Origin of the sequence: Enterobacter sp. 168J2, from assembly GCF_034107265.1 — a bacterium.
Lineage (GTDB): Bacteria > Pseudomonadota > Gammaproteobacteria > Enterobacterales > Enterobacteriaceae > Enterobacter > Enterobacter nematophilus.
Genome location: NZ_JAWNEB010000003.1, coordinates 37,085 through 50,660 on the forward strand (window position 1 = coordinate 37,085; position 13,576 = coordinate 50,660).

Below are 13,576 nucleotides of genomic sequence, written 5' to 3' on the forward strand. Positions count from 1 at the left end.
AAGGGTCTGACGAAAGTCAGACCCTTTTGCTTTTAGCTGTACTGCTGGTCGGTGAAGGTAATGGTCACCGATGCGTAGATGTTGATCGGCCGATCAACCTGCAGCGGTTTCCATTGCGGGCGCGCGTTCATTGCGCCCTTGCTCATATCGCCGTTCCACTTTTTGTGTTCAGGCGTTTTTGGCATATCCATGCCGGTCTGCCCGGTGGAAGAGCCCGGAGAGAGCTTAACGTCACTGCCCTTAGCATCGCTGGACGGCGCAACGCCGTTGGTCATTTCGCCATTCCACTGCTTATGTTCCGGTGTTTTAGGCATGTCTTTACCGGTTTTCGCGGTAGAGGAGCCAGGAGAGAGCACTGGATAGTGGGTATCCGGTACCGCCCATTTTTTCACCGGCGTGGCGGTTGCAGGCGTTTTCTTCGCGGCTGGCGTGCTTTCTTTCGGCGTAAGCGGCTGCGCCTGGGAAGGCGTGACGGCAGGAACGGCCTCGCTGCGCACCGTGTTCGTTGCCACGCTATCTGCGCGCAAGGAAGATGATGCCGCCGTTGCGTTGATCGTCTCTGTTGTTTTCACCGTTGTTGACGTGGTCGCATGCTGCGAATTATTCGTCGTATTTTTGATGGTGGTCTGCGACGAACTGCCCGGTTTTACCGGAATGCAGGTATGCGGGCAACCGCCACCGGACGGAACCTCATCCGGAACAGAAGGCGTGTCGGTATCAATATCCGCGTCCGCTTTCTTCTTCTTACGAATGCCTGGATCGGCAAGCGTGTAGGAGATATTGTTTCCGGCCTCTTTTTCGTCGCGCGTGACCACTGACATTTCGTCTTTGTTGCTATTCACGTCGCCGTTAACGCCAGCGCTGGTGGTTTCACCCACCGCAATGGTCGATTTCTGCGTTTCGTTATAGTGAATTTCATCCACGGTATCGACATACAGGTTGGCAGACGGAATACCGGCACTTTGACCCGGTGTGCCACCAAAGCCAAGGCCGGCACCGCCGTAAATACCATCCTGTTCAACGCGATCTTCCAGCGTTTTCGCGTTGATATCACCCGCCACGGCAACCGAACCGGTACCATCCTGAGACACCAGGTTAGCACCGGTCATGTTGAGATCGCCGCCGGTTTTCACGTTCATCTCGCCGGTGGTATTGATGCCCGACTGTGTGGTGGTTTTCGCTGAGTCATAGCTTTCGGAGCCGCCGCCACCGTTTCCTGCAACGGTAGGGACTACACCTGCACCAGAAACGGCAATACCCACAGATGCGCCCCAGTTTGTACGGCTGCTTCCCGTGTGCTCGGTGTCCTGCTGAGAGACGACATTCATGTCACCCGCCACGTTAACATCAGCGGTGTGAGCAGCAACGTTCGCACCGTTCATGTTCAGATCGCCACCCGCGTTCACGTTGACATTGTCGCCGTTGATGATGGTATTGCGATGAGACGTGGACGAGCTGGAGCCGTGTTCCTTATTGCCGCTGTAATCAACCGAAACGCCGCTGCTGCCGCCTGAAAGCGAGACGCCCGCGCCCACGGTGACGCCGCCCTTATGCTGAGTGCTGGAGGTGGTGGTTTCCGTGGTTGTCTTCGCTGCGTTCATTGAGACATCGCCGCCAGCATTGATCGTCGTTGTGCTGGAGTTGATGTTAACGCCGTTAAGCGTGGTGTCTTCGCTTGAGTTGATGCTGACGTTACCGGCATTAATACTGGAGATATTTTCTGCCGTTTTCGTCGTGGTCTCGGTGGTCTTTGTCGACGTGCCGCCGACGGTGATGGAAGCACCCGCCAGATCGTTAAGCAGCACGTTAGAGACATCGCCCAGCACTTCCGCGGTAGTCGTACCCGCGTTGATCGCCTGGCCATTTTGCGCTTTCTCGATCTGATGCAGATCGTTGAAGGTGACGTCACCCTCGGTGGCCTTCATGTTCACATCCTGGCCTGCGGTGATATCCGCCGCATTGGAGGTGATGGTTTTGGCCTGCATGTTAACCGTGCCGCCAGCGGTAACGCCGTCGTCATGCGCATGGATAACCTGCTTGCCGTCTTCGCCGTGTCCTACGGAAGCGGTCAGGGTGATATCCCCATTTTCGGCTGCCATATCAACGTTGCCGCCGGCATTGATCGCCGCCCCGTTAGAGGCAATGTTGCCGCTGACGGTCGTCATGCTGATATTGCCACCCGCATTGATACCGGCGTCAGTCGCGTTACTGATATTCTTGATATCGCCTTGCGCCACCAGAGACATATCTCCCTGCGTGGTCAGGGTGCCGTTGACGTTATTGATTGCTGTCGCATCAACGGAAAGCGAATTTCCGGCCGCAATGGCCGCCGTGCCTTTGGTCACATCGCCGGATTCAATCTGATGAAGCGTTTCCGGACACAGGTATACAACTGGCACCAGCACTTCTGTCCCTTTGATATTCTGGCTGACGAACCAGACGATATCCTGGGTTAAACCCTCGCGCTGTTCTTCGCTAAGCGGCTGCCCGACCACCAGATTCAGATTGCTGTCTTTGGCGGCTACACCGGCGTTATCCATCAGGTTTTGTACCAGCGCATCGCCTTCGAGCCCATCACGCACGGCGAAGATACTGCCGACGGAATGGCTGATTTCACGACGGATCAGCTCGGAGATAAAGTAGTTGTCGCCAATAACGTTAACCGGCTCCGTTGCGGTGTAATCCACCTGATCGAAATAGTAGTCAGAACCGCTGTACTGGCTCTGGTCGATCATCTCCGGACGGGTTTCGAAAATCGGGATGATGTTATTGCTCGGGCCGTGATATTCCGTGCCGTTTTTCTCTGCCGCCGACGCTTTTTTAAATTCGTTCGTGACTTCGAACATCCCTGGCAGCGAAACCAGATCTTTTATGGTTGGCAGCGGACTGATACCCATCGCCAGTTCTTCAACGGTTTTGGTGTTCATGTCAACATCATAGCCCGCAATCACCGTATCCACGCTGTAGTCACCCACGTCGATATTCTGAATGGTTGCGTTTTCCTTGATGATGCCAGCGTAGGCCAGACCGTTATCCAGCGTGCCGCCGTTATGAATAAAGTCGCGACCCGCCGTGATTTCACCTTTCTCTGCAGGCACAAAATAGATCATATTTTGTCTTAACGGATTGTATGAGCTCTCTGTGAGGCTGCGCCAGGCGGTGCTAAGCGTGCTGAATTCCTGAGCGTTCCAGGTTTCGCCAAACACTTTACTCATCACATAGCTTAGCTGGGTTGACGAATTGGAGGCGTCGAGCAGCGATTTATAGCTACGCTCACGGTTTGGGTCTTCTTTCCCGGTTTTGGTTTCAGGCTGACCGTCACCGAAGATAAAGTTAAAGTACTGATATAACGAAGTAAAGGTCAGCGTAGTGTAGTGGTCAATGGCAACTTTCCAGAAGTCCGTCAGAACAATAGGATCTTCGAGCGTGAGGTTAAGATAATCATACATAGACTCCGCGGTATATTTCGGGGAGTTCAGGAGATTGCCGGTAATGGTAATATCGCGACCAGCCTGAATCAGACCGCCAGTATTTTTGATCTCTTTCTCAGTAAAAATGCCGCGCTGGTTGATATTAATATCTTTTCCGGCGCTGATTTCGCCAAGCTTATCCATGGCAATATCGGACGACAGCACGGGAATGTGCAGTGCCGTCGTAATGCTGGCTTTAGTCATAACATTATCAATGCCCGACCACTGACCGACGGCATCCTGGGTTTGGGTCTGGGAAATCTCACCCCCTGTCCAGGTGCTCTGGTTCTCCAGATATGCCGCATCAATATTAATATTTTGCTCGGAGCGAATGATCCCCGCGTAGTTGAGGATCGTATTGGCAATCAGGGACATGTCGCCCATGCTCATCACGTTGCCGGTATAGTCGTTCACGAACGCGCCTTCGCGGGCATCGATCTCCAGATTACCCAGCGACCAGAGCAGAGTATTACTGTTATTGGCAACGTCCTTCGCGCGGATATGCAGATCCCCGCCCGTCACCACTGACTTGTTGTTCACAAATGTGCCGTCAGCCTGCAGGTTCAGATTGCCTTTGGCTTCGGTCATAGTGTTGTTGAACAGCGAGCCCTGGGTGCTGAGCGTCATGTCATGCCCCGCGCGGATATTGCTGTTGTTATCATCAAGCGATAACGAGTCTTTTATCTTCAGGAGAAGATCGTGGCCAGCTTCAAGGATGCCGCTTGTGTTATTCAGCGAGTCGATATTCAGCGTTAAATCATTATTCGCGATCGTTGCGCCGGACTGATGGTTCGTCAAATTTCCGGCGTTGATTGTGACGTTGTTCCCTGCAATTAGCGCGTTGTTTTCGTTAGTCACATTCCCCTTCGCAACGTTCAGCGTGGTGGATTGAGCCCCGGAAAGAACGGCATTGTTGGCATTAATCACGCTACCGAACGCATCGATTGTGAGATCGTTCAGCGTTGAGACAATGGCCGCCCCATCGTTGTTGTACACATGAACGGCATCAATGTTGATGTCTCCGCCCGCCACAATAGCGGATACAGACTGTTGCCCATCTTCGTCGGTGATGTTGCCCATGTTTCGCAGGATTTCTGCGGTTATATCCAGCGATCCTTCAACGGCCTGAATAATACCCGCCGTGTGGTTGGTCAGAATACCGATGGCATTGAGCACCACATTCATATTGGCGGAGATAATCGCGCCGTTGCCGTTGGTCAGCGACTCAATGTCTTCCATTGTCAGATTGCGCAGCGCGACCAGAACGTGGTTTTCGCCTGTACTGGTGAGATCTTTGATATTGCGGATGATGAGATCCAGACCCGCCTGAACGACGCCTTCGTTTTTCAGCTCGTCAACGGTATCGATCGTGATTGTTCCGTTGCTCACCATTACGGACTGGTTGTTTAACGTCTTCACGGCGTTGATATTCAGATCGGCGGAAGAGGCGATTACCGCATCGCTGCTGTTATTGAGCGTGGTTACGGAGGCAACAGAGAGCGCCGTATCGGATTTAATCAGCGATGCGCCGCTGTTATTGAGGGTACCCACGTTTTTCAGCGTGGTATCGCCAGCGCCAAACAGGGTTGCACCCTGAGTGTTATTAACGGTTTTAATATCCGACAGCGTCAGCTTACCGTCAGAAATCACAAAACCGCCGTCGTTATTCAGCGTATTCAGACTGGAAAGCGTCAGCGTGTTGGCGGCGTACAGCGTGGCGGCATTGAGGTTATCAACGGTATCGATGCGATCCAGCATCAGGCTGCTGGCCTGAATTGTCGCGGCATCGTTGAGTACAGACGTTGCAGAAAGGGTAATGTTTTCTTTTGCCGCCAGCAGCGCGTCGTGGGTGTTGGTTACGCTGGAAAGACCGGTGGCGGTGATATTTTCGCCCTGAATTTTCCCGTTGTCATTGTTCAGCGCTAAGTCACCGCTGCCGGTTACGGTAAGCGTTTTACCGGCCAGTATGGTGCCGTTTTGGCTGTTGTGCAGCTGTTTAGTCACCTTGAGCTGCATGTCTTTGGCGGCGCTCAGCGTGCCGGCCTGGTTTTTCAGGTTGGCAGTTTCCAGGGTTAACTGCTCACCGGCGTTGATGCTGCCGCTGTTGCTGACGGTGGCGTTAGCGTTGCTCGCCCTGGCAGTCACATTCAGCCCTTCGATACGCCCCTTGTTGCTGACGGACTGACCGCCTGAAGCCAGGGTAACATCGTTTCTGTTACTGGCGATGGTGCCGTCATTGACGATGTTGCCGTCGGCATCAATAAACACCAGCGCATCGTCACCGTTCAGGGTGCCGCTGTTGCTCATATCGCCTGTGGACTTGATGCGGACTTCACCGCTACCGGCACCGATGCGGCCGCTGTTATTAAGGGCGCTGGCGGTCATGACCAGGTTATTATCGGCATACAGACGACCGGCGTTGTCGAGGCGTCCGACCGTCAGGGTCTGCGCATTGGTGGCATACAGAATGCCGTTATTCTTCATTGAACCGGAGGCAATACGAATATCGCCGGTTGCACTGATGGAGCCGTTGTTTTCGAACGCGCCGTTCAGATCGATCTGCAGGGTGCCTCTCTTCGCGAGGATCACGCCTTCGTTGTTGTTGAGGCTGCCAGCGTTGATTTTCACATCGCCGCTATTGCTCACAATTTCGGTATCAGAAACGATGCTGCTGAATGCAACCTGCTGGCCGTTTTTCATGACCACAAAGTCGCCATCTTTCAACGTCACCACGCCGCCGGAAATAACGCCGCCGCTAGCATCCAGCGCCTTGAGTTTGCCGCTCAGCGTGTACTGGCCCGCAACGTTAATCTGGATAGCCGGTACTGCCGTTGTGGCGCCGTTTTTCGCCACGATCGCCGCGCTATTTTGCAGCAGGGTAGAGGCATCAATGCGGATAGTGCCGTTCCGGGAGATCAGGTCATTATTGACCGTCAGACCAGAGAGTGCACGCAGGACGATATCCTGCTGCGCTTCAGTACTGCCCACGCCGCTGCTGTTCTTATTGAGCGCAATGTTTTTGCCGCTGACGTTGACGTTTTTATCGCTGCGCAGGCCTGTTAGGGTGACGTCGCCGTTCGCGCTGATGTCGATGTCGTCGGTGGCAATAATACTGCCCTCATGGCGCACGCCAGCGCCCGATTCGGTGCTGATAAGCTGAATTTTACCGCCGTACATGGAGCCCATTGCCCGGCCATCAATGGCGACATCCGGGACATTCCGATCGCTCGTGGCACGAACGGTATGGCTGCGGCTGGTCAGATCGTAATCGTTCTGGCCTGCGACAATTTTGATATCTGCGTTGCCGGAGATTTCCCCTTCAAGTTTGGCGCTACGGCTGACGATATCAAAATAGCTCAGCCCATCGGTGGAAATACCCTGTCCCGTCAGTGAGACATTGCCTTTTTCCACGGCGAGCTTATAGTTGCCATCTTCTTTAATTTGGACTTTACCGGTACTCAGGGTCAGGCTATTAGCGTTAATGGTGGTGGCACCATTAACGTTTATGCCGTTTTCGTTGGCAATAATTACATCCGCTTTTTTACCGAAGACTTCCATCGTCCCGTTAATATAGGATGCCTGCGCGCCTGTCACTTCACTGATAATGGCTTTCGCTTCGTGTTCCAGCTGGGCGTTCTTAACCGTATAACCCCCGATTTTCGATACGCCGTCCTGCATGCTGTTATTCAGAATCAGCCCTTTTTGATCGACGTTAAACTGGTCGAACTTATTCAGCGACACGCCTTTCGCATTGGGATCGGTAATATTAACCACCGGTGTGCCGTTAGCCGCTTGTCCCATGGTTGGGCCATTGCTTTGGTTTGTATCGGGTACTGTAGCGGCCTCTGCGTTTGCCGAAAGAATACCGGCAATCGAAATAAAAAGAGGGCAAAGATGTTTATGTAAGTTCCCGGCTGTAAGCGCGGGTTTTGATCTGTTTTTTTTACGCATGAGGTATCCTTAAATTAAAAAATTACTTCCAGCTTGTAATAAACCACCGTGTTATCGACGGTATTCTCTTCCAGTGAATCCGGTTTTTTTATGGGCCAGCCAGCCATGACATACGTTGAAAAATGGCTACCCGTCGCTTTAATACCGACCGAGCCGCCCATCATGAACTGGCTATCGCATACACTGGCACCGACAGGGCAATTATCTTTGGCGTATCCCAGGTCATAGCCAAAATAAGGAATCAACTGGTAAATTCCGCCGACACCAATATTGAAAGGAAACTGCAGCGTATTCGAGATCCAGCCACCGCTATCCACCAGCAGGCTATCGTCTTTAAATCCACGTACGGTGAATTCATCGCCCAGGGTTAATTTGGCATCGCTGACAAGGACGTCAGGGGTATACTGGAAGCCGGCATTAAGCTCATAGACGCCGCCCAGGCGAGCGGCCTGGAAAAGCGGGCGTGTCCAGCTGGCGATGCCGTTGTACTTCATGTAGTTGGTATCAAAACCGGTGAGGTCGGCATCGTTTGTCCAGGCCGATCCAAACCACGGCACTGCCGCCGTCACGCCCAGATCGCCGTAGAACCATCCGTTCATCAGCGCGCCAACCCAGGTCACACCGGTTGAAAGCGAGGTGTAGGTTTTGGAGCTGACGCCAATTTGCTGGTTTTCAATGCTGTTTTCGTTATTACGTCTTTCGACTTTCGCCCACCAGCTTGTTTTGCCCGTAGCGTTACGCCCCAGCATGCGGCTTACGCGCAGCGAAGCGCGATCGGATTCCCCGGCTGACGCATAATCGTCGTTATATCCGGCGAGGGTTTTGTCATAGCTTGACTGGTAATAAAAAGCTTCGAAAGCCCAGTAGCCCAGCGGGACGCTATAGCTTAATGACCATGCATCCTGATTATCCTGGTTATTTTTGAGGTTATACTGCGCGTAATAGGCATTAAAAATATCATTCAGCCCGGCAATATTTTTAGCGGTCAGACTGCCGTAATATTGCTGCCAGCCATCAGCTTTTACCCCGGAGTTATTTAGCCCGGCCACGACCGAAAGCGGAAACTCCGCTTCATGCAGCAGGTTAAGATCGGAGTAGCCGTTCAGAACGGATGGCTGAACTTCGATATTATCTTTGGATGAAACGCGCAGCAGGTTTTCGACCATTTGATCGATATCCTGCATATTCAGCAGGTTGTCTTTGGCAAACGGATAAGCGGTGAAAAGTCGCGCACTTTCCCGGAAAGACGGTTGCTGGCCGTTAACCTTAAAATCGTTAATTTTTCCCCACAGTACGCGAAGCGTAAGCGTTCCGGTTTTAATATTTCCCGGCTCAATACCGATCAGCGTGGTGGCATAGCCGCGAGAAATATAAAAGTCGGTCAGTTCCTTTACCAGCTCAAAGATTTCTGCTTTGCCGAGCGCCTTACCTTCATAGCGATCGATAATATCCTGGCGCTGCGGGGCGTGCTCAAATCGCGTGTCGTCCAGAATCGTAATATGGTCGATTTGGAACTTCCACGTCGAGTCGCTACCGGCCAGGCTCTCCTTTTCGGCTTCCCGCTGGCTTCGCTGCTGCTGAAGTAACTGCTCGGTACGCTTGGCTTCTTCGATCAGGATCTGGCTGGTTTTTCTTTCCAGACGATCCAGTTCCTGTTTATTTTGCTGGCCAGGCAGCATGCCTGCAGCGTGAACCGCCGGAATGAGTGGCACCAAAAAAAGCGCATATTTTGATAAACGCTGAAACACTTATCTCTCCTTGATCGTTATTTTATTGCCATTGTGTATTGAATAGCGCCGACAACCCTTCCGGCGCTTAATGAATTCGCCCGATTCACGTCCGTGGGAACATATATTTGTGCCTGATAGTTTTTGGTTACGCGTGAGGTGACATCAAAAACAGATTCTTTCCCAAGCGTTACTGCGCTTGAGACATAAGGGTTCAATTTCTCGGAAACCAGAATGGCAAAGTTGTTTGCGTAGCCTTCACCGCTCTCCACGCCCAATAAACCTTGTGATGATCCAAAAGGTGAATTAAGCATCGAGACAATGGTTAAACCCACTTTTTCAACGGTGGGACAAGTCACGGTAATAGAAAAGTCTTTCTTATCGCCCTGGAAAGTCGGGTTGTTCTGGAAAGATGCCACGCTGTAGGTGCCCAAATCGACGTTCGTCGTAGAGGGGTAAATGGAGCATGAGCGCGTATTGACTTTAATCGGTACTCCGAAATTAATGTTAAGAATACGCAGTTCATCTTCCGGGGCGAGTAACGGCTTAACGTTTACATGGACGATTTCACCCGCAGGAACCTCGGTTTCCCCTTGCTCGATGGTACTGGTTTGTACAAACTCAACCAGTACCGAGCTATTGTCGATTGAACAGCTCGGGCTACAGGTAACAGGGTTGCCTGAGTTACCCGGTAGCCAGGAATTGCTTGCATTTGCCGGCCATTTTATCCGAATGCCAATACCGGGGATCTCGGTGTTATAGACATTATCCAGCGAAGCAGCGAGGTAGCTACGGCTATATTCTGCATGCCACTGCGTTTGCGTGGAGGCGTCACAGCTGTATTTGATATTAGGTACCGTATAGGTCTTCGACCAGAGTATGGTGCCTGCGGTACCTTTGTCCGCCGGGTTGAGCGTGATATTGTCGGTAATGGTTAATACTTTTACCGCGCCGTCCATTTGGCACAGCGCCGCATTTGCTTCAAATGAAAACAGGAGTGCCAGAGACAGCAATATAGTACTGAGCGAAGCCGTGATGTATTTATTCATCTTATGTCAAAGACCTTTACAGGTAATATTTATTGCATCGAGGGGAGCCGCGTTTTTAATATCCTGAGCAGCACGGTTCTCAGAAGCGTTATTCACGTCAGCAATACAGGTGTTCATCACCTTATTTTTATTCCACTTAAGGGTGAGCGGATTTTTCGCGTCAGACAGCGTCACCATGGCGAGGCCACTTTGTCCCACCATGCCAAGTGAGTTATTGCCGGCATCAGTCACCTGTGCACCAAACGGGATCTCTATACCGGAGGCATGAATAAATCGCACAAACGTCTGCTGTTGCTGCTGCGTTTCCATCTTGATATGCACGGCCGCACCGGCAGTGGGCACAATGCTTTTCCGCGTATCCTCAACGTCGACGCTCATTGAGGTGCCTTTCGGGTCGATAAAGACTTCGTTGTACTTATACGGGGCGAGGTAGCCGACAATCCCATAGCCGTTATCTTTTATGACGGCAGTGGAGTCAGGATAAACGCGAGCACCTTCTGCTCCTTTGGCTTCGATAATCCCGATGGTGTCGCCTAAGGTTGGGGTCAGGTTGATCCCGCCACGATGCACCACCACGCCGCCGTTCATATTGAGTCCACCCATAAAGCTGTGCAGGGACTGGCTAAACGCGACGCCGCCGGAGGCGCTATCTCCAACGTACGAGAGGTTGGTGCCGAAGTTCGTTTCAGGTCGGCTGGATTCGCTGAAGTAGCCGCTGAAACCATACTGCGAGCGCTCACCGGCAGAACCGCTTAACGAGGTACGGAAGGTGGCTTCATCGCTGTTGTAACTGAAGTTTGCTCCCAGTCGGGCCTGCTTTTCATAGCGGTGGCCCAGCGGCATTGAAACGCTCAGATAGATCGTATCATCGTGACCGCCGTCCTCGCTGTTGGTACGGCCGAGGGAAATCCCCCAGGTGGAGCTGCCGAACTGGTTGTTATATCCCACCGCATAGTTGGATTTTTCTGTACGACTCAGCCGATCGTTCCAGACGTTACCGACAAAGCCACTGACGTAAAAACTCCCCCAGCCAGGCGGCAGCATCTGGTTAATGTTTGCTTCCAGACGTTCGCGGTAGCGTTCCGGTAGATAGTTATCGTTGCCGTGTTCTATCGCCTGCTTCACGCTGACGGCATCCGAGAGGGAATAGTAATTTTTGCTGGAGTAGCGATAGCCAACCAGGCTGAAGTTCGTACCGGTTTCCGAGAGGTTTTTAGCAAGGCTGATGCGCAAAGACATATTGCACAGCGAGCCGCAATCGTCGTTTTCAATGCCCGACGAAAAGTTCGTGTAGGAGCGGGTTACGTCAATACCTAACGCGCCCAATGATGTGTTAATCGCCACGCCGCCCAGCAGGGCGTTGTAATCCCCGTCGAATGCGGTTTGTGCGCCAACGTAGCCCGTCAGATTATTAAACAGACCGTACTGCAACGTGCCCTCCGTCATCCAGGGATCGTCGGCGAGAAACGTATTTCGGATCTCCCCGGCAGAGAGCGAATAGCGGAAATAGCCTTCACGCAGCAGCTGCGGAACGCTGGAGTAGGGGACCGTAAAGGTGTGAAGCGTGCCGTCGGTCTCTTTGACGGTAACTTCAAAATCGCCGTTATAACCCGTTGCGTAGAGATCGCTGATGGCAAACTCGCCCGGCGGCACCACCTTTTCATACAGCGTATTGCCAGATTGTTTGATGGTGACCGTAGCGTTGCTGTTAGCAAATCCACGCACGACGGGCGCATAGCTGCGAACGGAATCTGGCAGCATACGATCGTCCGTCGCGATCCTCGCTCCGCGAATGGCCGTGGTATCAAACATATCGCCGGTGGTACTCAGATCGCCCAGCACCACTTCGGATTGCCAGGAGGCGATCCCCCGGGTGGCAAACGCCTGCAGGTGATCAACACCTTCATCGGCAATGTCGTTGCCCATATTCAGCGTGTCGTAAGTGACGAAACGCCAGGCGCCGAGCGTCATGGCCGTCTGTAAATTGCCGAAAAGATAGTTGCTGGTCTCCCCCAGCTCGCGGTTGCGCGTGCTGGAGCCGCTCAGCGCATACGAGGCCATGAGCGCGGGTTCGCCGTTATCCCACAGTTCCGGGCTGATGTAGCCCTCTGGCGTGTTAAGCAGCATCGCCTGAGGAACGGTTACCTCCAGTCGCTCGTCCTCCTGGTTGTAGACGACGCGGGAGCCCGGGACCAGCTCTTCAAGCACCAGACAGCTGCCCGTTTTCCAGTTTTCAGGCAGCTTGCGGGTGTCTATATCAAAGCGGATAATCATTTCCGGCGTCAGGCACGCATTTACGCCCTGTTGGTTTTTTGCCGAGATGAACGTGACGGGCCAGGTGCCTCTGTTTTTGCTGTTGCTTATCACATCCAGTTTATAATCACCGGGCTGGATCTTTTCGACCCCATCGAATTGAGTCAGATCCAACCCGCTGTTGTAGAAATTCATAAAGCCGCGAGAAAAATTGACCGGCTTTTTCTCGCTTTCGGCGTACACCTGGCCTGAAACGCAGAATGCCAGAAGTAAAATCTGGCTAAAGTGATTTTTTGCGTTGTTGCGACGCTTGTATTTTTTATAAAGTGCGGACATTCAGCTATCCCAAAAATGAGGCTTAAATGATGTTAAAAGTTATAAGTGCGCTTAATATATGCACCCAGATCGGTAATATAGTTATATTTAAATATGCCGCGTCCGCTCACCGCGCTGACCTGAGGGAAGTGATAAACAAGCGTGCCGTAGGGCACAATCATCTCTCCCGGTATTTCAATATCTTTATTTTCCGCATTCGTCAGCCATACGCTGGTCATATTCACATGGAACGGAGAATTATTGGTTCCAACCACGTCGTAACCCTTCGCCGTTTTGCGCAGCTCCCATTTAAGCTCGTCAGCTGCCTGCATCGGGTTGCCTTTCAGGCCTGCGGGGCGATAGAAGAATTTAATCAGCGTGCGGAAAGCCATTTTGAGTTTGTTCTTATCAGCGTCTTCCGGCATTTCAGGTGGAATATCCAGCACGTTTAACCAAAGCAGGCTTTCGCGATCTTTGGGATATTTATTTATGGCTTCGGCAGTCTGGAAAATACGGAATACTTTACCTTTTTGGCCGTTAATACGCGCTGCGGGCGGGTTAATGAAGAAAGGCAGGTTTTCTTTTTCAACACCGTCTGTTTTATCTGTGCTTGAAAGCCAGACCTGAACCAGTTCAGGCGTTTTCCCCAGATTATTAATACGTACGGTCTGCTCATTTTCATTACCGTTGAAAACGACGCGCGTGGTTAAAATCTGAATGGTGGCATGGGCGCAAGGTAGCCCGAACAATGCCATCATTAACATCGCTTTTAATATATTACTCACCATCGAAATTGGTTCCCTGAATATGT

The 13,576-nt window shown here is 52.2% G+C and carries 5 protein-coding genes; all 5 read right to left on the reverse strand.

Going from position 1 to position 13,576, the window contains the following annotated elements; genetic code table 11:
• Positions 1-32 precede the first annotated feature (32 nt).
• Genes USG84_RS10770 through USG84_RS10790 form a run of 5 tightly spaced genes read right to left on the reverse strand, consistent with a single transcriptional unit; the run spans position 33 to position 13,553 of the window.
• Entirely contained in the window at positions 33-7,421 is a 7,389-nt protein-coding gene (locus USG84_RS10770) for a hemagglutinin repeat-containing protein (RefSeq protein WP_320738262.1), read from the reverse strand.
• A gap of 14 nt (positions 7,422-7,435) precedes the next feature.
• Positions 7,436-9,169, reverse strand: coding sequence for a ShlB/FhaC/HecB family hemolysin secretion/activation protein (locus USG84_RS10775; RefSeq protein ID WP_151412633.1), 1,734 nt, complete (start codon positions 9,167-9,169; stop codon positions 7,436-7,438).
• Between the two features lie 17 nt (positions 9,170-9,186).
• The gene (locus tag USG84_RS10780; RefSeq protein WP_151412632.1) at positions 9,187-10,197 is read right to left on the reverse strand and encodes a fimbrial protein; all 1,011 of its coding nucleotides are present in this window, start codon (positions 10,195-10,197) and stop codon (positions 9,187-9,189) included.
• Positions 10,198-10,203: 6 nt separating this feature from the next.
• On the reverse strand, positions 10,204-12,786 hold the full coding sequence (locus USG84_RS10785; RefSeq protein ID WP_320738263.1) for a fimbria/pilus outer membrane usher protein: 2,583 nt from the start codon (positions 12,784-12,786) through the stop codon (positions 10,204-10,206).
• 32 nt (positions 12,787-12,818) lie between these two features.
• On the reverse strand, positions 12,819-13,553 hold the full coding sequence (locus USG84_RS10790) for a molecular chaperone (protein ID WP_151412631.1): 735 nt from the start codon (positions 13,551-13,553) through the stop codon (positions 12,819-12,821).
• Positions 13,554-13,576: the final 23 nt, after the last annotated feature.

Bases quoted from the DNA above. Each gene is read 5' to 3' on its own strand.
- USG84_RS10770 (WP_320738262.1), bottom strand. From the start codon at position 7,421: ATGCGTAAAAAAAACAGATCAAAACCCGCGCTTACAGCCGGGAACTTA.
- USG84_RS10780 (WP_151412632.1), bottom strand. From the start codon at position 10,197: ATGAATAAATACATCACGGCTTCGCTCAGTACTATATTGCTGTCTCTG.
- USG84_RS10785 (WP_320738263.1), bottom strand. From the start codon at position 12,786: ATGTCCGCACTTTATAAAAAATACAAGCGTCGCAACAACGCAAAAAAT.
- USG84_RS10790 (WP_151412631.1), bottom strand. From the start codon at position 13,553: ATGGTGAGTAATATATTAAAAGCGATGTTAATGATGGCATTGTTCGGG.